Annotated in this window: 17 protein-coding genes; 8 read left to right on the top strand and 9 right to left on the bottom strand. The window is 66.8% G+C overall.

What is annotated here, in order from left to right; all coding sequences use genetic code 11:
- Positions 1 to 185 precede the first annotated feature (185 nt).
- Positions 186 to 1,379 carry an acetyl-CoA C-acyltransferase gene (locus HWN72_RS06540; protein WP_008833065.1) on the top strand — a complete coding sequence of 398 codons (1,194 nt, stop codon included), beginning with the start codon at positions 186 to 188 and terminating at the stop codon, positions 1,377 to 1,379.
- A 277-nt stretch (positions 1,380 to 1,656) separates the two neighbouring features.
- Positions 1,657 to 4,452, top strand: a complete 2,796-nt coding sequence (locus HWN72_RS06535) for an EAL domain-containing protein (RefSeq protein WP_036522895.1) — start codon at positions 1,657 to 1,659, stop codon at positions 4,450 to 4,452.
- A gap of 10 nt (positions 4,453 to 4,462) precedes the next feature.
- Here HWN72_RS06535 and HWN72_RS06530 read toward each other — a convergent pair whose 3' ends face one another.
- Complete coding sequence (locus HWN72_RS06530; RefSeq protein ID WP_069707688.1) at positions 4,463 to 4,939, bottom strand: SH3 domain-containing protein; 477 nt, start codon at positions 4,937 to 4,939, stop codon at positions 4,463 to 4,465.
- A gap of 83 nt (positions 4,940 to 5,022) precedes the next feature.
- On the opposite strand from HWN72_RS06530, the gene HWN72_RS06525 reads away from it, so the two are divergent.
- The 3 genes from HWN72_RS06525 to HWN72_RS06515 all read left to right on the top strand — a co-directional run bounded on the left by HWN72_RS06525 (position 5,023) and on the right by HWN72_RS06515 (position 7,970).
- Positions 5,023 to 6,021, top strand: a complete 999-nt coding sequence (locus HWN72_RS06525; RefSeq protein ID WP_036522889.1) for a D-glycerate dehydrogenase — start codon at positions 5,023 to 5,025, stop codon at positions 6,019 to 6,021.
- A gap of 142 nt (positions 6,022 to 6,163) precedes the next feature.
- Positions 6,164 to 7,462, top strand: coding sequence for an ammonium transporter (locus HWN72_RS06520; RefSeq protein ID WP_069707687.1), 1,299 nt, complete (start codon positions 6,164 to 6,166; stop codon positions 7,460 to 7,462).
- Between the two features lie 31 nt (positions 7,463 to 7,493).
- Positions 7,494 to 7,970: a DUF805 domain-containing protein gene (locus tag HWN72_RS06515; RefSeq protein ID WP_051586682.1), complete on the top strand. Its 477-nt coding sequence runs from the start codon at positions 7,494 to 7,496 to the stop codon at positions 7,968 to 7,970.
- A 21-nt stretch (positions 7,971 to 7,991) separates the two neighbouring features.
- On the opposite strand, the gene HWN72_RS06510 is transcribed toward HWN72_RS06515, so the two are convergent.
- From HWN72_RS06510 to HWN72_RS06480, 7 genes are all read right to left on the bottom strand, one after another.
- Entirely contained in the window at positions 7,992 to 9,398 is a 1,407-nt protein-coding gene (locus tag HWN72_RS06510) for a nitronate monooxygenase family protein (RefSeq protein ID WP_008830975.1), read from the bottom strand.
- Between the two features lie 31 nt (positions 9,399 to 9,429).
- Positions 9,430 to 10,194 carry a class I SAM-dependent methyltransferase gene (locus HWN72_RS06505; RefSeq protein WP_211149984.1) on the bottom strand — a complete coding sequence of 255 codons (765 nt, stop codon included), beginning with the start codon at positions 10,192 to 10,194 and terminating at the stop codon, positions 9,430 to 9,432.
- A gap of 110 nt (positions 10,195 to 10,304) precedes the next feature.
- On the bottom strand, positions 10,305 to 11,432 hold the full coding sequence (gene prfB / locus HWN72_RS06500; protein WP_036522883.1) for a peptide chain release factor 2: 1,128 nt from the start codon (positions 11,430 to 11,432) through the stop codon (positions 10,305 to 10,307).
- Between the two features lie 119 nt (positions 11,433 to 11,551).
- Positions 11,552 to 12,103, bottom strand: a complete 552-nt coding sequence (locus HWN72_RS06495) for a peroxiredoxin (RefSeq protein WP_008830978.1) — start codon at positions 12,101 to 12,103, stop codon at positions 11,552 to 11,554.
- A 41-nt stretch (positions 12,104 to 12,144) separates the two neighbouring features.
- Positions 12,145 to 12,375 carry a biotin/lipoyl-containing protein gene (locus HWN72_RS06490; RefSeq protein ID WP_008830979.1) on the bottom strand — a complete coding sequence of 77 codons (231 nt, stop codon included), beginning with the start codon at positions 12,373 to 12,375 and terminating at the stop codon, positions 12,145 to 12,147.
- A gap of 236 nt (positions 12,376 to 12,611) precedes the next feature.
- Positions 12,612 to 14,027 (bottom strand): acyl-CoA reductase, encoded by a 1,416-nt coding sequence (locus tag HWN72_RS06485; RefSeq protein ID WP_036522880.1) that lies wholly within the window; start codon positions 14,025 to 14,027, stop codon positions 12,612 to 12,614.
- Positions 14,024 to 15,373, bottom strand: a complete 1,350-nt coding sequence (locus tag HWN72_RS06480; protein WP_008830981.1) for a hypothetical protein — start codon at positions 15,371 to 15,373, stop codon at positions 14,024 to 14,026. Before HWN72_RS06480 ends, HWN72_RS06485 begins: the two co-directional genes overlap by 4 nt.
- Before the next feature lie 132 nt (positions 15,374 to 15,505).
- Between HWN72_RS06480 and HWN72_RS06475 the strand changes: the two genes are divergently transcribed.
- From HWN72_RS06475 to HWN72_RS06465, 3 genes are all read left to right on the top strand, one after another.
- The gene (locus HWN72_RS06475) at positions 15,506 to 16,153 is read left to right on the top strand and encodes a TetR/AcrR family transcriptional regulator (RefSeq protein ID WP_036523398.1); all 648 of its coding nucleotides are present in this window, start codon (positions 15,506 to 15,508) and stop codon (positions 16,151 to 16,153) included.
- Between the two features lie 53 nt (positions 16,154 to 16,206).
- Positions 16,207 to 17,070, top strand: coding sequence for an SDR family NAD(P)-dependent oxidoreductase (locus tag HWN72_RS06470; protein WP_036522874.1), 864 nt, complete (start codon positions 16,207 to 16,209; stop codon positions 17,068 to 17,070).
- 306 nt (positions 17,071 to 17,376) lie between these two features.
- A complete protein-coding gene (locus tag HWN72_RS06465; RefSeq protein ID WP_036522872.1) occupies positions 17,377 to 18,249 on the top strand; it encodes a CoA ester lyase in 873 nt (290 codons plus the stop codon).
- Between the two features lie 160 nt (positions 18,250 to 18,409).
- On the opposite strand, the gene HWN72_RS06460 is transcribed toward HWN72_RS06465, so the two are convergent.
- Positions 18,410 to 19,789, bottom strand: a complete 1,380-nt coding sequence (locus HWN72_RS06460; RefSeq protein WP_036522869.1) for a M20/M25/M40 family metallo-hydrolase — start codon at positions 19,787 to 19,789, stop codon at positions 18,410 to 18,412.
- Between the last annotated feature and the right edge of the window lie 38 nt (positions 19,790 to 19,827).

Genomic DNA, 19,827 nt, shown 5'->3' with positions numbered 1-19,827 from the left:
TGTTCGCGAAACGCGGCCGACATATCTTGGCAATCAGGCAAGGCTTCCCATCTCCTGGCCATCGTCCGAACGAAACCGGCGGGACGGTGTAGAGGCGGCTCGTACTGTCGCATCATTGCAATTGACGCAGCGCAACATTATCCCGTTCGTCAACTAGAACAGTCATCAGTGTGAAAGGTATGCCAATGGCCCAGATTTCGGCTTCCGACCCGATCGTCATCCTCTCTTATGCGCGCACCCCCATGGGCGGTCTGCAGGGCGTGCTGGCGGACGTATCGGCGACCGACCTCGGCGCGACCGCGGTGAAGGCCGCCGTCGAGCGTGCAGGCGTCGCTGGCGAGGACATCGAGCGAATCTACATGGGCTGCGTGCTGCCTGCCGGTCTCGGCCAGGCCCCTGCCCGCCAGGCCGCGCTGAAGGCCGGCCTGCCCAAGTCGGTGCAGGCGACGACCGTCAACAAGGTCTGCGGCTCGGGCATGCAGACCGTCATCATGGGCGCCGAGGCGCTGGCCGCCGGTTCGCTCGACGTGGTGATCGCGGGCGGCATGGAATCGATGACCAACGCCCCGTATCTTTCGAAGAAGCACCGTTCGGGCGCACGCGCCGGTCATGACACGATCTACGACCACATGTTCCTCGACGGTCTGGAAGACGCCTACGAAGGCGGCTCGATGGGCTCGTTCGCGCAAGTCACCGCCGACGAATACCAGCTGACCCGCGAGAACCAGGACGATTACTCGATCGAGTCGCTGCGCCGCGCGCAGGAAGCGATCACCTCGGGCGCCTTCGCCGCGGAGATCGTCCCCGTCACCGTGAAGACGCGCAAGGGCGAAGTCGTCGTCGATACGGACGAGCAGCCGCCCAAGGGCAACCCGGACAAGATCCGCACCCTGCGCGCCGCCTTCGCCAAGGACGGCACCATCACTGCCGCCAGCTCCAGCTCGATCTCGGACGGCGCGGCCGCCGTGGTGCTGACGCGCAAGAGCGTGGCCGATGCCAAGGGCCTGACGCCGGTGGCCACCGTCGTCGGCGTCGAGGCCCACGCACAGGAGCCGGCCAAGTTCACCACCGCCCCGGTCGGCGCGATCACCAAGCTGGTCGAGAAGGTTGGCTGGAACCTCGCCGACGTCGACCTGTTCGAAGTCAACGAAGCCTTCGCCTGCGTCGCCATGTTCGCGATGCACGACCTCGGCATCCCGCATGACAAGGTCAACATCCACGGCGGCGCCACCGCGCTCGGCCATCCGATCGGTGCTTCGGGCACGCGCATCATCGTGACGCTCATCAACGCGCTCAAGGAAAAGGGCCTCAAGAAGGGCGTCGCCAGCCTCTGCATCGGCGGCGGCGAAGCCACGGCGATCGCGGTCGAACTGGCCTGACGACAAGGAAATGCCCCCTGCCCGCAACCCGGGCAGGGGGCATTTCCTAACGCGCGGCGTGTCTTGTGGTGGGCGATCCGTGTCATCGTCATCCCCGCGAAGTCGGGAACCCCTCTCCTGACAGTTCCTGTTGCACCGGCATCAGCTGGGTCCCCGCCTTCGCGGGGATGACGAACGGTGTTTCAGTCAGACATGACCTCACTGCGGGAACAGAGTTAGGCCCGTGTTAACCAATCAACCCTAACAGCCATCAGGTTTCTGATGACTAGGGTTGCCGATGTTCGACGTTCTGCTGTGCATTCACGATCAGCATGACAGATGGTTTGTCCTGCTGGCAGCCGCGATCTGCGTCGTCTCCACCCTGTGCGCGGTGCAGCTGCTGCGTCATGCCCGTCACTTGTCGGGATCGGCTGCTCGCCATTGGATCGTGGGTGCGGGCAGCGCCATCGGCTTCGGCGTCTGGGCAACGCACTTCGTCGCGATGCTCGGCTACGGCCCGGGACTGGTCGTGGGATATCACGTTCCCGCTACCGTGATCTCGCTGCTCATCGCGGTGGTCATGACCTCGCTGTCGTTCGCGGTCTCCCTCGCCCTGCCGCATCGCAAGGGTTTCGCGCTTGCCGGCCTGCTCGCGGGCTCGGGCGTCATCGCGATGCACTACATCGGCATGTCCGCGATCGAGTTTCCCGCCGACATCCACTGGCGTCCCGCCTTCGTCGCGGTGTCGCTGCTCTTCGCGGTGCTGCCCGCCTGCCCCGCCCTCGCGCTTTCGGTCAAGGGGCGTTCGATTCCCAGCGCGCTGGCGGCTGCGGGCCTGCTGGCCCTCTCGATCGTGTTGCTGCACTTCACCGGCATGGCCGCGATGCAGTTGACGCCCGCGCCGCTCGACCTGCACGGCGGCACCCTGCTCTCCCCCGACAGCATGGCAGCCGCTATCAGCGCCGGATCGCTCGCCCTGCTCGCCATCAGCATCGCGGTCCTGAGCATCGCCCGCCGAGCCCGTCTGGTTCTCCATGCGACTGAGCGCGACATGAGCATTCTCGTCAAGGGCATCACCGACTGCGCCATCTACATGCTCGACCGCGACGGTCAGGTGGTCAACTGGAACGCGGGCGCACAGCGCCTGAAGGGCTACACTTCCGATGAAGCCGTCGGAATGCCGCTCGCCGCGTTCTACACGCCCGAAGATCAGGCCGACAACCTGCCCCGCCGCGCCGTCGCCGATGCCGCCAAGACAGGCAAGTTCAGCGGCGAGGGCTGGCGCGTCCGGCGCGACGGCACCCGCTTCTGGGCTCACGTCACCATCGAGAAGGTCGCCAACGAACTTGGCGAGCACATCGGCTTCGCCAAGATCACCCGGGACATGACGCGGTTCAAGGAAGACGAGGACCGCGTTCGTGAAATGACGGGCCACCTCGACGCGGCGCTGGCCAACATGCACCAGGGCCTGTGCCTGTTCGACGCGGACGGCCGCCTGCGCATTGCCAATCCGCGCTTCAACGCGATCTGGGGAATCGCCCCGGACACCTCCCTGTCAGGCATGAAGGCCGAAGCCGTCGCGGGCGCCGTTCTCGCCGCGCCCGCCGGGCGCTCGGCCTCGCGCGGGCGCCGCGATGACCTGCATCGCCATTTCACGCGCCCCGTCGCCGACATGGCCGCCGCGTCGGTCACCCTCGACCTCGGCGAAACCCTCGTCGTATCGATGACGAGCCGCGCGATGCCCGGCGGTGGGCGCGTCGTGACGTTCGACGACATCACCGAACGCCGCCGCTCCGAGGCGAAGATCGCGCACATGGCGATGCACGACAACCTGACCGGCCTGCCCAACCGCAACAGCTTCGCCCACTGGATCGACGCCGAACTGGAAGAGGCGCGCCACTTCGGGCACCAGCTTGCCGTAGTCATGATCGACCTCGACCGCTTCAAGGAAATCAACGACACCCGCGGGCATTCTGCGGGCGACGCCGCTCTGCAACATCTCGCCCAGCGCATGGTCGATGTGCTGGACGACGGCGAGATCGTCGCACGCCTTGGTGGCGACGAATTTGCCGCCGCCAAGCGCTTCCGCGACCGGAACGAACTCGATGTATTCCTGCGGCGCGTCGAAGAGTGCTTCGCGACTCCTTTCGGGACGGACGACAACGCCTTCCATCTCGGCGGCAGCATCGGCCTCGCGGTGTTTCCCGAGGACGGCTCCCGGCGCGAGCAACTGCTCAACAACGCCGACCTTGCCATGTACCGCGCCAAGGGCAGCGTCACCGAACGCATCGCCTTCTACGAGCCGGAAATGGACGAGACGGCGCGTGCCCGCCGCCAGATCGCCAATGACCTGCGCCATGCGGTCGATCGCGGCGAACTCACGGTGCTGTATCAGCCCCAGCATGAACTCGCGACCGGCAAGCTGTCCGGCTACGAGGCCCTGCTGCGCTGGCGCCACCCGACGCGTGGCCTTGTCTCACCGGTCGAATTCATCCCGATCGCGGAGGAGACCGGCGAGATTTTCCGCATCGGCGAATGGGTCATGCGCGAAGCCTGCCGCGAGGCGCGGTCCTGGCCGGATCACCTTAAGGTCGCCGTGAACCTCTCGCCCATCCAGTTGCTACAGAACGACTTCGTGGCGATCGTGCAGAACATCCTGATTGAGACCGGCCTGTCGCCGCGCCGCCTCGAACTGGAGATCACCGAGACCGCGATCATCGCCGACAAGCTGCGCGCCCTGCATTTCCTGCGCCAGATCAAGACGCTGGGGGTTAGCATCGCGATCGACGATTTCGGGACCGGCTATTCCTCGCTCGACACGCTGCACTCGTTCCCGTTCGACAAGATCAAGATCGACAAGTCGTTCGTGCTGCGATCACAGCAGAGCGTGGAGGCCTGCGCGATCATCAAGGCCGTCCTCGCGCTCGGCCACAGCCTCAACGTGCCGGTTCTGGCGGAAGGCGTGGAGACGATCGAGCAACTGGACCTGCTTCGGGAACAGGGCTGCGACGAGGCGCAGGGATTCTACTTCGGCAGGCCGGGCCTGTCCCCGAGCCTCATCGGCCAAGCGGCGGACAACCTGCAGGCCGGCTGAGAACCGAATCTCAGGGCTCCCCGGTGCCCCAAAGCTGCTCTTCGCGTACGAAGCCCTTGTGCCCGTCGGTGTCGAACGGACACCAGCCCTCCTTGCACTCGCCAAGCAGGCCGACCACGCCCGGCTCGACGCGCCAGAGCATGGCGGCCGCGCTGCTGCCCTTGGCGCGCATCTCGATCAGGCTGCCGTCCTTGACCATGGCCGCGCGCTGGCGGGACAGCAGGAGGTCGCGCATCCAGCCCTTCGAGCCCTCGGGGTCTTCCACCAGGCGCCACGGGCCTTCGCGGCGCAATACCTTCACCGGAAGATGTGGGCGGCGATAGACCCAGTCGATCCGGTACGAATCGCCCGGCCCTACGCGCAAGTTGGCGATCTCCGCATCGATCGAGGCCCAGTAAGGCACCTTGTCGTCATTGGCGGCGCGCGCGGGCTGCCCGGCCAGAAAGGCAAGGGCAACGAGAGGCAGAAGGAAGGCGGGACGGTTCATCGCGGCGATCTTACCGCGCGGCGCCGAGGCCCATCAAGGGTGCTTGACCACGCCCCTGTGGACGGCCTAGCCCATGTCCCGAAATGGACACCGCGCGCCCGCTCCCGCCCCGTCCCCGGGTGATCGTCACGCGGCGGCTTCTGCCGCAGGTGGAAGCACGCATGGCCGAGCTTTTCGACCTCGTCCCCAGCCCCGACGACAGACCGATGACACGGGCGCAACTGGAGGCGGCGATGCGCGATTGCGACGTGCTGGTGCCGACCGTCACCGACATGATCGACGCCGCGATGATCGCCGGAGCCGGAGAGCGCATCGCGATGATCGCCAGCTTCGGCGCGGGAACCGATCACATCGACCTCGCCGCCGCGCGCGCCCACCGCATTCTGGTGACCAATACGCCCGGCGTGTTCACCGACGACACCGCCGACCTGACGCTCGCGCTGATCATTCTCGTCTCACGGCGCTTCAGCGAGAATGCCAGGACCTTGCGCGAGGGGCGCTGGGAAGGTTGGGCACCTTCCTCGATGCTGGGCCATTCGCTCAGCGGCAAGACGCTGGGCGTCGTAGGCATGGGGCGGATCGGTCAGGCGGTGGCGCACCGGGCGCGGGCTTTCGGGCTGGAGATTCGCTACCACAACCGTCACCGCCTGCCCCCGGCGGTCGAGAACATGGTTTCGGCGCGATATGAGCCCGAACTCGACCGGCTCGTCGCCGAAGCCGACATCCTGACGCTCCATTGCCCGGCCGGACCGGAAACCGAGCACCTGATCGACGCGCGCCGGCTCGGACTGATGAAGCCGGGCGCGTGCATCGTGAACACGAGCCGCGGCCGCCTCATCGACGAGGAGGCACTGATCGCGGCGCTGTCCCACGACCGCATCGCCGCCGCTCTCGACGTATTCGAGCGCGAGCCGCAGGTCGATCCGCGTCTTCTGGCGATGCCCGGTCTCGTCGCCCTCCCCCACCTCGGCAGCGCTACGTACGAAGGGCGCGGCGCGGCGGGGCACAAGATCGTGACCAATATTCGGTCGTGGGTGGACGGCCATCGCCCGCCCGACATGGTGCTGCCCGACCTGATCTGAAATCGCAGGCACCGATCCACTTCGGGATCGCAACCCCTTGTCCCGAATTAGCTTCCTGATCTAACCCGGCGTAAAGGGTTCGGCCGCTATCGCGGGATCGAATCTCTTGAGGAATGACCGCGCGATGTTCAGGCGTTCGACAATGGCTGCTCGTCTGCTGCTACCTGCGGCGCTCGCCGCGCTGGCGCCGACGGCCGCCTTCGCGCAGGACGGGCGGCTCGACGTCGCGGACGGCGGCGACACCGCGTGGCTTCTTGCGGCCTCGGTTCTGGCGCTGTTGGTGCTGCCGGGCGTCGCACTGCTTTATGCGGGACAGGTCCGGGCGAAGAACGTGCTGTCCATCCTGATCCAGTGCGGTGCGATTTTCGCGGCGGCCTCCACGTTGTGGGTCATGGTCGGCTATACGCTCGCTTTCGGCGACCTGGCGGGAGGCTGGCTGGGCAAGGGCAATGCGTGGATGCTGATCGCGCTGGGCAACGTGCGCGCGGGAACTGCCGTACCGGAAAGCACCTATGCACTGTTCCAGATGGTCTTCGCCGCCCTAGCCCCGACCCTGATCGTCGGCGCCTGCGCAGAGCGGGCACGGTTCGGCTGGGTCGTCGCCTTCGCCGCGCTGTGGAGCCTTGTCGTCTACGCGCCGGTCGCGCACTGGGTCTGGGGCGGAGGCTGGCTGGCGCAAGGCGTGGGCACGCTCGACTGGGCGGGCGGGATCGTCGTCGATGTGACCGCCGGTGCCTCGGCGCTGGTCGTCGCGGTGATGCTCGGGCGGCGCAAGGGCGTCGTGCAGGGCCTGACCGCGCCGCATGCGCCCGCGCTCGCCATCGCGGGCGCTGCGCTGCTGTGGGTCGGCTGGCTGGCGCTGAGCGGAGGATCGGCCGTCGCCGCCAACGACGATGCCGCCGCCGCCATCATCGCCATGCACGTAGGCACCGCGGCCGCCGCCATGGCATGGCTTCTGGTAGAGCGGCTGACGATCGGCAAGCCGACCGCGATCGGCTTCGCGAGCGGCGCGGTCGCCGGAATGGCGACGCTGGCCCCGGCGGCGGGCTTCGTATCGCCGGGCGCCGCCATGCTGATGGGCGTGCTGGGCGGAGTGACCTGCCATTTCGCCATGCGGCTGGTGCGTCGCAAGCTGCTGATCGACGATGCCCTCGGTGTCTTCGCAGTGCAGGGCGTCGGCGGGATCGTCGGCTCGCTGCTGCTGGCGGTGTTCCTTTCGGAGGGTCTCGGCGGCGTCGGCTATGGCGAGGACATGAACCCGGTCGCGCAACTTGCGGCGCAGGGGATCGGCGTGCTGGTGGTCGCGGTATGGTCGATCGTCGGAACGGTGATCCTCGCGCTCATGGCGTCGCTGGCGTTCCCCATGCGGGTGTCGGAGGATGCCGAACGCGAAGGACTGGACAGCGCCACCCACGGCGAACGGGCATGGAATTTCGATTGACACCCACCCCCGCAAAACCGGAAATGCGGCGATGATCACCTATTTCCGGCAGGCTGGCCGCAGTGTCGCCCGCTCCCTGGACTTTCGGGGCAAGGCCGACCGCCGCGAGTTCGTCACCTACATCCTGATTTCACAGATCCCGGTCGCAGTGCTGGCCCTGGCGACGAGTTGGCTCGATCCCAGCCCTGTCCTGCGCGCCGTCATGCTGGGCGTACAGGTGAAGGTCGCTCTGCCCCTGTTCGCCCTGTCGATCCGCCGCTTCCACGACCTCGGCCGGAGCGGCTGGTGGAGCGCCCCTCTGCTGATCCTCGTCGCCCGCATGCTGCTGCTGGAACTCGTAAGCATCCTTGCCGGATGGAGCGTGCGCAGCGCGATCGAGGCCGTGCTCAGCTATGTCGACTGGTTGCTGACCTTGCCCGCCGTCGCCAGCTTCCTTGCAATGGTCGCCTGGCCGTCCCGCTCCGAAACCACAACGGCCGGCACGGATCGCTCCGTACCGGCCGCTTGAAAGCCGCGTTGTCCTGTCCGATCAGTCGCCGGTCAGGATACGATCCACCAGTTCCTTGACGGTCGGCGTGAAGCCATTCGAATAGAACGGGTCCTGCTTGAACTTATAGGCCGCGTGACCCGCGAACATCAGGTTCTCGTCGATCGGACCGCCGTGGGCGATGTCCTGCAGGGTCTTCTGGATGCAGAAGCTGCGCGGGTCGGCAAGGCGGCCAGTGGTGTAGTCGTCGTGGTCCTTCCACGAAGAGAAACCGCAGTGCGACAGGCAGCCCATGCAGTCGGCCTGATCCTTGCGGATTTCGTCGCGCTCTGCCGGGTTCACGAAGATGATCGTGTCGTCCGGCGTACGCAGGCCATCGGTGAAGCCCTGCGCCGACCAGGTCCGCGCGCGCTCCAGATCCTTGGGGGCGACCCAGAAGTTCTTGCCCTTCACACCGACGTCGAGACGCACGGTGTGCACGCCCGCCTCAACTTTCGAATAGGGGATCTGACGCTCCGAGCGCGCTTCCAGATTGCGCAGGAACGGGTTGCGCACGGCCGAAGAATAGAAGCCGGTGGGCGAGAAGCGGTGGAGCAGCACGTCGCCGGGCTCCAGCGTGCGCAGGTGGTCCTTCCACGCCTGCGGGATCGGGCTCTCGTGCGTCAGCAGCGGACGGGTGCCGTACTGGAACGCGATCGAGCCGAGTTCCGGGTTGTCGATCCATTCGTTCCAGTCACGCAGGAACCAGACGCCGCCCGCCATCACGATCGGCACGCTGTCCGGAACCCCTTCGGCGCGCATGGTGTCGCGCAGGGCCTTGACGCGGGGATACGGATCCTCGGGCTTGAGCGGGTCTTCGGCGTTGGACAGGCCGTTGTGACCGCCCGCCAGCCACGGATCCTCGTAGACCACCGCGCCCATCAGGTCGGCGACCTTGTGATAGGCACGCTTCCACAGCGCGCGGAACGCACGCGCGGAGCTGACGATCGGCAGGTAGTTGACGTTGAAGCGCGCCGCGATCTCGGACAGCTTGTAAGGCATGCCCGCACCGCAGGTGACGCCCGTGACCATGCCCCGGGTCTTTTCCAGAACGCCTTCGAGAATCTGCTGCGCGCCGCCCATTTCCCACAGAACGTTGATGTTGATCGCGCCCTTGCCGCCCGAAATGTCGAAAGCCCGGCGGACCTGCTCGACCGCGCCGTCGATTGCGTAGTCGATCAGTTCCTGGTGGCGCTCCTTGCGGGTCAGTGCGTTGTAGATCTGCGGGATGATCTTGCCTTCGGCGTCGTAGCTGTCGGCATTCACCGCGCTGACCGTGCCGATACCGCCCGCAGCCGCCCACGCGCCCGAACTCATGTGGTTCGTCGCGGCGACGCCCTTGCCGCCTTCGACCAGCGGCCAGACTTCACGGCCACCATAGATGATCGGCTTGAGACCCTTGAAACTCATTTTCTCTCGTCTTTCCCCAGGCTTTCGCGGCTCAGCCCTGCGATCCATTGGTTTTCGGCGGCGCTACCCCCGAAATTCGGCACGGCTTGATATCTGCCGGCGCAGGCCTTGCCCCTGCGGCTTCAAACTGCGCATAATAGCTCTGTAATTCGGGCTTGCGAACAAATTCCGTCAACCGATAGCCCACCGACGCAAATTCGCAGAAAAGCAGCGAAGGCGGCAGGCCATGCCCACCGGCGGGGCGATCGACATCCACGACCACCAGCTTACCGCCGGGACGCAGCGCCGGGCGCAGCCTCCAGAGGAAACCGTAAGGGTCGCCGACCTCGTGGTACATATGGACCAGGAAGATGCGGTCGAAACTCTTCTCGGGCAGGCTGGGATCGCTCGGGCGGCCCAGCTTGATCGAGACGTTCTCCAGTTCCTCGCGCATGACGCGCGTGGCGAGGCGTTCGTTGGCACCGCGATCGATATCCTCGCCCAGAACCCGGCCCTTCTTGCCGACGCGGTGCGAGAGGCGGACGGTGTAGTACCCCTCGCCCGCGCCGAGATCGGCCACGCTCATGCCGGGCGCCACGCCTGCAAGGTCCATTACCGTGTTGGCCTCGCCCGCGCTGTCGCGCTGGGCTTCGGTGGAGAACGTGCTGGAGGTGCTTTGCGCAACGGGGCGATCGGGCTTGGGGAACTTCGGCGCGCCCTTTTCCCGGCCGTCATCGACGGCGGGCTGCTGGCAGGCGGCCAGGCTCAACAGAGCAGGCACCAGCACGGCCGGAAAGAGGGTATGCGCGCGAAACATGCGGCCCCTTAGCGCCTGTGCGCCCGATTGGCAAAACGGTTGAAAGAGATCCGTCGCATTCATGCCCTCTCGCCCCGGCCACTGTCCCGGGACGAGACGGCCGCCACGTTTCAGTCGGCGTCTTCGACTTCGACCTTCTCGCCGGTCACGCGCTGCGACAGGGCCGCGGCCATGAACGGATCGAGGGCGCCGTCGAGCACGTCGTCAGGCGCGGTCGAGACCACACCCGTGCGCAAGTCCTTCACCTGCTGGTACGGCTGCAGCACGTAGGAGCGGATCTGATGCCCCCAGCCGATGTCGCTCTTGCTCGCGTGTTCGGCGCTGGCGGCTTCCTCGCGGCGGCGCATCTCGGCCTCGAACATGCGCGCTTTCAGCATGCCCATGGCGATTTCGCGGTTCTTGTGCTGCGAACGGTCGATCTGGCTGGCGACGATGATCCCCGAGGGCTGGTGCGTGATGCGCACGGCCGAATCGGTGGTGTTGACGTGCTGACCGCCCGCGCCCGAAGCGCGATAGGTGTCGATCTTCAGATCAGACGGGTTGATCTCGATCTCGAAGGTATCGTCGATCACCGGATAGACCCACACCGACGAGAAGCTGGTGTGGCGCCGGGCCGCGCTGTCATAAGGGCTGATGCGGACCAGGCGGTGGACGCCGCTTTCGGTCTTGGCATAGCCATAGGCGTTTTCGCCCTTGATGAGCAGGGTGCAGCTCTTGATGCCCGCCGCTTCGCCCGCGTGATAGTCGACCAGCTCGACCTTGTAGCCGTGGCGCTCCGCCCAGCGCGTGTACATGCGCTGAAGGATTTCCGCCCAGTCCTGGCTCTCGGTTCCGCCGGCCCCGGCGTGGACTTCGAGATAGGTGTCGTTGCCGTCCGCCTCGCCCGAAAGCAGCGCGGTGACCTTGTCCTGATCGGCGCGCTCGGCCAGCGCAGCGAGCGCCGACAGGCCCTCGGCGATGGTTTCCTCATCGCCTTCCATCTCGCCCAGTTCGACGAACTCGACGGCATCGGCCATCTCGGCGCTGATCGAGTTCACCGCGCCGATCGCGGCCTCGAGACGGCGACGTTCCTTCATGACCGCCTCGGCCTCCTTGGGCTTTTCCCAAAGGGTCGGGTCCTCGACGCGCGCGTTCAGCTCGTCGAACCGGCGCAGCGCGCGGTCCCAGTCGAGGAACTTGCGGACCAGCGCGAGGGCCTTCTCGATACGGACAATGTGGGCCTGCCCCTCGGCACGCATGGCGAAAATCTCCGATGAGCCGGGATCACGACCGGCCTGAAACAAACGAGCCGCACCGCTTAGCGCAGTACGGCTGTTTGTAAAGTGGCGCTCAGGCGGTTCGGCGCAAGGGGCCGGGTTCAACCGGGGCGCTTGGCCTTCATCGCCTTGACCGCCGCCAGCGTCATCGTGACGTGTTCGCGGTAGTCCATGTCGGAGTGGACGAAGGCGACGTGGCCGCTCTGGTCGATGACGTAGCTGACGCGCTGGGTCATACCTGCCGGGACGCCCGGCCGGGTGAGTGCGACGTCGTAATCCTTGGTCACCTTGGGGCTGGCGGTGGCGACCGCGAACTTGTCGCGGCATTCCTCGGTCGAGAATTTCTTGAGCGTCGGCAGGTCGTCCGCCGACATGCCCACCACGGTTGCGCCAAGCTGCGCGAACTCGGGCGTGGCTTCAGCGAAGGCGTGGGCCTCCAGCGTGCAGCCCTGCGTGAATGCCTTGGGATAGAAGTAGAGCACGACCGGCCCCTTCTTCAGCGCCTTGGCGAGATCGAAGTCGACTTCCTTGCCCGCCTTGGCGCCCTTGGCCGCGAACTGCGGCGCCTTCGCGCCGACCGCGAGACTGGCATGCGCGGTGCCCGAAACGGCGAGGAGCCCGAAGGCGGCGACAGCGGTAAGAAGGCGGTTCATGGCGCGGATAGTGACCCGACGATCCGCGCCTGTCCAGCCGGTTACTCGATCCAGCCGAGAACGGTGCCGACTTCGTAAGTCTCGCCCGTCTGCGTGACGATCTTGAGCGTGCCGGTGGCGGGGGATTCGACCTCGTTGGTGGACTTGTCAGCCTCCAGCGAGAACAGAGGCTGGCCTTCGGTCACTTGCGCCCCATCGGCGGCGAGCCATTCGGCGACCTGGCCCTCCTGCATGGAGAAACCGATCTTCGGGAGCAGGATTTCGACGGCCATGGTGGTTATGATCCCCTTCACGCGCCCGGCATGGCGGGCTGTTCGATCGATGGGTAGCGCACTCGCGGCGGCAGGCAAGCGAGGGGCGGACATATCCGTCTCGGCGATGTTGCGGGTGATCGGAGAGGGCTTCGACAGGCTCAGCCTGAGCGGGGTCGGAGGTTGGAAGAACCTTGCGATGGGGCAGGAAATCCACTCCACCCCGCTCACCCTGAGCTTGTCGAAGGGTGCCTGCGCTACCCCCGCCCGTCCTCGTGCGCCATCCAGTGCACGAAGCGGTGAAGCGGGTACATCGCGTCGTGCGGATTGCCGATGGTCGAAGGCCCCGCCTCTCCCAGATGCACGATGCGCTGCGCGCCCCCGGCGGCGAGGCGGTCGCGGTAGGCGGCCATGCGGTCGAACGGGTAGAAGCCGACCGTCTGCGTCGCCACGTTGATCCACTTCACCGCGTCGTCGAGGCTGTCCACGCGCACGACGTTGGCGGTCTTGTTGATCGGGTGGAAGTCCACCGGCTCATCCGAGCGGATCACCAAGCCCCGCCCGTCGGTGCGGCCCCAGACGCCGTACTCGTCATCCATCAGCGTCATCGATTCGACCGCCTCGCGCATGTCCCTATCGAGCGGGCGCACATCACCGCTTTCCGCCGCACGGCGAGCCACGTGATGGTGCAGGCGCGCGCAGAAACGGTCTACCGCCGCCTCGTCCCCCTCGACGAACTGGAAGCGGCTGGCGACGCAGGCCTCCTGGTTGAGCGTCATCACGTCCGCCGAGCACAAGTCCGCGACGCGGTCGATGGTCGCCTCGTCCACCAGCGCCTCGCGCCCGACCATCGAGATCGAAGTCTTGGGATCGAAGGACACCAGCTGGAAGCCGGGGCCGAGGTACTTGATGACGTTGTTGATCGCGTCCCCGCCGCCCCAGGCGACGATCTTGTCGAAGTACTGCGGGCGATAGAGCACCCGCTCGGTCGCATCGTCGCCGCCGCGCCAGTAGACCGCCGACATCGAGCGCACGATCGGATGGGTGGGATCGAGGTCCGCCATCGTGCGCAGGATCGCGACCATGGTGAAGGGATCGGCGCTGCTCATCTTGAACAGGTTGATGCCCTTGACCATCGCCCCCTGCGCCACCGACTTCACCGCGACGCCGGGAGAATTGCCCGGCAGCACATGGATCAGGCGCGGTGCGAAGGCGCGCACGAAGCTCTTGCGGCCGGTGAAGTCCTGCTTCGGCACCCATTCGTCGAGCGCGCGCGGATCGGGGAAGTTCTGCTCGACTTCGGCCATCAGCACCCGCTTGTCGAGATAGGCCGCCGCGTGGCGCGCGGTATTCTCGACGACGGCGCGAGGCAGGATATGCGTGCGGCACATGCGCTCGATGCATTCCTGCATGTGCGGGTTGTCGCTGGCGAGCAGGCGCTGACCGGTCTCGACGAGGAAGTCGATGATCTCGGCCAGCGGCACATTGAGGAGCGGCGGCACTTCGGTGCGCGGCGGCACCGCGCGATCGAACGGAATGCGCGGCGTAGCGAACGTGACGCCGAGGTCGCGCGACGTCTGGATCACGTCGGTCCCGTGCAGCACTTCGCCGCGCAGGAAGAACGGGGCGGAGACGAGGTCTTCGCTGACCTCAGGCTGTGCGATCTCGTTCATGCCACACCTCGCACATAAGCGTCGACCGTGCCTGCGCAGCCGATCTTGTCGTCGCCTTCCAGATCCGCATAACGGGCGATGTCGTCGCGGATCGACGGGCCGTGGTTCCCGCAGGCGCAAGGGGAATGGTCCAGCGAAATCCTGTCGCCGGTGATGACGCCGCCCCAGCGTCCGTCGAGCGAGAGGTCGAAGAACGCCGCGCGCCCTTCCTGTTCGCCGCCCGCATGGGGAAGCGCCTCGTCACCCGACTTGTCGAGCAGCACCGGCACGATCCACGGCGGCACGTGATAGCGCCCGCCCTCTCGGCACTTCGGCATGCCGGAGTTCAGTTCCTGCATCGAATAGTTCTGGAAATGCCGGTCGGCCGGGATGTTGAACGTCTCGAACACATAGTCCTGATAGTCCGCCGGAAGCTGCGCGCGCTTGAGCCCCCCGCCGACGTAGATCGAGTTGTCCGGATTGAAGTCCTCACGCCCGTAGCCCGCGTCGCGCACGGCCTTGGCGACCTGCCACAGCCCGTTCCACAGCCCCGAAAGCTGGAGCTTGCGGTGGCGGTTCTCGATGATGAACTGCGCCGTCGCGGGCACCGCATCGGCGACCAGCCGCGCGCGCTCGGCCGATGTTTCCTCGAAGGCGGCGATCTCGTCCGGACGGGCGGTGCCCTCGGCAATCTTCTTGCGCATGACCACCATCGCCGTCAGCGAACCGACCGTGATCGGCGGCACCGGATAGGCCCAGCGCGGCCACTCGGGATTGGCGAAAGCCTCGTACTGCGCCTGCGCGATCGCCGCGTTCTTGGGCACCGTCGCCACGGGCGCGCAGCCGACGATCAGCCGGTCCTGCGCCGGCACGACGCCCGAACCCCAGGCGAAGACGTTGACCGTGTCGATCCGTGACCAGTCCATGTCCTTCTGCGAGGCGATCAGCATCGCCGACTTGCCGGTGGTGCCGCTGGAGCAGGAGATGAAGTGCCCCTGCTCCGCCAGCCGCGCGATCCAGTCGTCGATCCCGGCGATCCCGTCCGTCGCGATGCCCTCGAGCGGATGGGCCGAGACCGTGCCGAGCCACTTGGTCAGCCGATCCCAGCGCTCGTCCATCAGGTAGCTTTCCGGATAGGACTTGTAGGCGGTGTGCGGAAACAGCACCGGCACCACGTCCTCGATCCGCGCGATGCTGTCGATCCCGGCGTCGCGGGCGCGCAGGCCGAGCAGCCTGATCCGATCGCGGCGCTCCTGAAACCGCTCGTCCAGCGCGGCGACCTGGGTTTCGCGCAAGTCGCCCGCGGAGAACGCGAAGCGCTCCGGGTCAGCGACCAGCGCAGTGAGTTTGTCCGCAGCAATGCCCATGCTTCCCTTACTCCTCTCCCTTGCCGCCGCGACGGACTGGACAGTCCATCGCGACTCGATTAATAACACCTTATGCGTTTCATTATTCACGAGCCTCTTGGCGACGCAAGCCAAATCGGGTCCATGGGGATCATGCTCGAAGACACGCACCCTGCGCTCCCCAAGGCGGGCCGGCCCACGCGCGAACAGGCGCAGGCCCGGCAGGTCGCCCTGCTCGACACCGCGCTCGAACACTTTCTCGACAAAGGATACGAAAGCGCCACGATCGAGGGGATCGCCGCCGACGTGAACATGACCAAGCGGACGGTCTATGCGAAGTACCCGGACAAGGCCGCGCTGTTCCGCGCCGCCGTCCGCCACGGCACCGAGGCCCGCGCGGTCGGTGCCGAGGTCATCGCCGCCACGCGCAGGGACACGCTGGAGGATACGCTCATTGCCATCGCGATGCTGCGGATCGGACTGGTGGGAGAACCTGCGGGTGCGAAGCTGCAACGGCTCATCAATACCGAGAGCTACCGCTTCCCGGACATCTTCCAGACCTATTACGACATCGCCGCGCTGCCGACCGTGCGGTTCCTCGCGCAGATCCTCGAGGAAGAGACCGAGGCAGGCCGCCTCGCCATCGGCGACGCGATGCTTGCGGCCAACGTGTTCATGAGCATGGTCGTCAGCGGCCCGGTGCGCTTCATTCTCTCGGGCAATATGCTGACCGCACAGGACATCGACCGGCGCGTGCGCTTCGCGGTCGATCTGTTCCTCAAGGGGGCGGAGCCGCGCTAGACAGGAAACACCGCGACCCGCGAACATCGGGCGCGGCAGGGGAGAATGCCGAAATGTCCGATAATTCCGCGAAGCCGCAGCCCGTCGTAGTGATCACCGGCGCCAGTTCCGGCATCGGCAAGGCCAGTGCGGCCGAGTTCGCCCGCATGGGCTGGCACGTCATCGCGACCGGGCGCGATCCGGCGCGCTGCGACGCGGCCGAGGCGCAGCTGCGCGCCTTCGGCAAGGTCGATTTCCTGCGCGGAGACTTCGCCGAAATGGCCGACGTGCGGCGCGTCGCACGTGAGATCGCGGCCCTGACCGACAAGGTCCACGTCCTCGTCAACAATGCAGGCGGCATCCGCGACGGGCTCTACGTGTCCTCCGAGGGACTGGAGGCGACTTTCGCCGCCAACCACCTCGCGCCGTTCCTGCTGACGCGCGAACTGCTGCCCCTGCTGGAGCGCGCGGGGCAGGACAGCCCTCCCGGCACGGTGCGCGTGATCGCCGTCTCATCGCTCGCGCATGAGCAGGCGAAAGCGATGCGCTGGGACGACCTGATGATGCTGGACGACTTCGCCACCGGTCCCGCCTATTGCCAGGCCAAGCTTGCCAATCTGCTGTTCACCCGCGAACTGGCCAACCGCCTCGCCGACAAGGGCATCACCGCGCAGGCCATGCATCCGGGCAAGGTCGGCTCGAATTTCTGGAGCCACGGCGAAGCCTCGCTGCAGGCCTATGGCAAGGGACAGGATCTCGTCTCGCCCGAGCAGTCGGCGCGCACGATCGTCTGGCTCGCCACCGCGCCCGAGGCGGGCGTGAACGGCGGGCGCTATTTCCACGACCTTGCCGAGATCGCCGCCGCCCCGCAGGCGCTCGACGACGCGGCGGCCGCGCGGTTGTGGCAGGAGAGCGAGCGCATTCTCGCCGATCTCTGAGGAAGTGCCCCGTGCCCGATCCTTGATGGAGCAGGTCACGGGGCGACGTCTGCGACCCGCATGGGCTACCGCTCAGGGCGCGGAGGAAGGGAGAGGACTCCGCGCCCCTGGCCGCGATGCGCGGGCGACCATTTGCGGCTGATAAAGGGTATATAGCAGGCAAACGATTGCAAATTGTTCTTTAGGCCTAGAGGAATTTGCGTAGCGGTTGGTCGATACCCTAAAAACCACGGCGCCCGCGCTTGACCCCGTGGCGCCGCGCGCCGCAAGGAGGCGGCGACATACTCGACACGGGAACCCGCCCTGATGACTCCGATCGACCGCCCCCGCCGCAGCGCGCTCTACCTGCCCGCCTCGAATGCCAAGGCTCTCGCCAAGGCGCGCACCCTGCCCTGCGACGTGGTGATCCTCGACCTCGAGGACGCGGTCGCGCCCGAGGCCAAGGAAGAGGCCCGCGCCGCCGCCGTCGCCGCGATCGCGCAAGGCGGCTTCGGCCACCGCGAAGTCGCGATCCGCGTCAACGGGCTCGATACCGAATGGGGCGCGGCGGACCTTGCGGCCGTCGCCGGGTCGAAGGCCGACGCGGTGCTGGTGCCCAAGGTCAACGGCCCGCAGGACATCGACCGGCTGCAGGATGCGCTGAGCGGCGCTCCCGAGGCCATGCAACTCTGGGCGATGATAGAGACTTGCGCGAGCGTCTTCGCACTGGAGCCGATCGCGGCGAAGGCCCGTTCGACGCGGCTGTCGCTTTGGATCATGGGCCTCAACGATCTCGCCAAGGAGATGCGCGCGCAGTCCGTGCCCGAGCGCACGCCGTTCCTGCCGTTCCTGTCGATGGCGGTCGCGGCCGCGCGGGCGCACGGCGTCACCGTGCTCGACGGCGTCTGCAACGAATTCCGCGATTTAGGTGTGTTCGAGGCGGAGGCGCGGCAGGGGCTGCTGTTCGGCTTCGACGGCAAGAGCCTGATCCATCCCGCGCAGATCGAGCCCTGCAATACGGTGTTCTCACCGAGCGAGGCGGACCTCGGCTGGGCAGCGTCGGTGATCGCGGCGTTCGCGCTGCCGGAGAACAAAGGCAAGGGCGCGATCAAGGTCGATGGCAAGATGACCGAACTGCTGCATCTGGAGCAGGCCCGGCGGCTGGTCGCGGTGGCGGAGCAGATCGCAGCCTCGGTTTGAGGCCACGATCATTCTCATTGGGTCGTCATTCCCGCGCAGGCGGGAACCCATCTCCTGACGGCGCCTGTTGCAGCTCCATCAGATGGGTCCCCGCTTTCGCGGGGATGACGAAGAATGTTTAAGGCTGGCACGTCGAAAGAACCGGAGTGGAGACCGACTGCTACTCGCTCTTGGCCCCGGCTTTCCCGATCACCCCAGGCTCATTCGCGATCACCCTCAAAACCGCCGCCCAGGCATCGACGTTCTGCTGAAGCGCCGCAGGATCGACCTTGTCGAGCGTATCGTCCGGCGTGTGGTGCAAATCAAAGTAGTGCATCCCGTCCTGCCCGAGATCGATCACCGCCAAATCCTGTGCCTTGATGATCGCGGCGACGTCGGCCCCGCCCTCGGTCTCGCCCTCATGCGGGACCACGCCCATCGGCCAGAGCGCCGCCTTCACCTTGTCCACCAGCGGCTTGTTTTCAGGTGCAGTGTTGAACTTCGCCGCCCAGACCTTGTCCGCGCCGAAGTCGCTCTCCATCGCGACGGCGTGAGGCTCCGACCCGTGCATGCGCGCATAGGCCGCGCCGCCGCCGCCTCCGACGCCCATTTCCTCGTTGCCGGACCACAGCACGCGGATGGTGCGCAAAGCCTGCCCGCCCTGCTGCGCGGCAAGCGCCGCCGCCGTCACGATTGCACAGCCCGAAGCATCATCGATCGCGCCGGTGCCAAGGTCCCAGCTGTCGAGGTGACAGGCGATGACGATGATCGGCAGCGAGGGATCGCGCCCCGGCAGGTCGGCGATGACGTTGCCCGATGGCGCGTCAGGGAATGGCTTGCCCTCCAGCGTCAGGTCGATGGCCATCGGCTTGCCCCCCGCCGCAGCCCTTGCGGCAGTGCGGGCGATCAAGTCGGCGTCGGGGTTCGACACCGCCCCTGCCGGGATCGGCTGCACATCCTTGGCGAAGATGGTGACGCCGGTATGCGGGTTGCGGTGGCTGTCGGTGCCCGCCGAGCGGATCACCACGCCCGCCGCGCCCTTGCGCGAGGCAATCGTCGGCCCCTGACGGCGCACATTGCCGTAAGGGCCATAGCCCGAACCATCCTGCGCCGCGCGCATCGCGTGGTCGATGAAGGCCACCTTGCCCTTGAGCGATCCCTCGGGCGCCGCTTCCAGCGCGTCGAGCGTCGGGAAGTAGACCAGCGGCGCCTTCAGCCCGCCCTTGGGCGTCGGAACCGAGAAACCGAGCGCGGTGATCGCCAGCGGCTGCGCGTAAGGCGCAGTCAGCTTCGCGCTCTCGGGACCGCGCTTCCAGGCGAGGGTCTTGAACTCCTCCACCCGCACGTTCTGGAAGCCGAGCGCCTTGAGCTTGGCCGAACCCCAGTCGCGTGCGCGCGCCTCGGCCTCGGAGCCGGCCATGCGCGGGCCGATCTCGGTGGTCAGGCCCTCGACGATGTCCCAGGCGACGCCTGAGCCCTGCTGGGGAGTTGCGAAAGCCGGGACGGCAGCGGACAGCGCGGCGGCAAGAAGCCCCGCGCGAAGGACTGGGAGGGTGCTCATGTGCGCAAGTGCTAACCGAGCGATCCGTCGCTGCCAAG

The organism is Novosphingobium sp. HR1a (assembly GCF_015594425.1).
In the GTDB taxonomy this organism is placed as follows: Bacteria; Pseudomonadota; Alphaproteobacteria; order Sphingomonadales; family Sphingomonadaceae; genus Novosphingobium; species Novosphingobium resinovorum_A.
The sequence above is the reverse complement of the archived record's forward strand: the minus strand, read 5'-3'. Positions and strand labels throughout refer to the sequence as shown.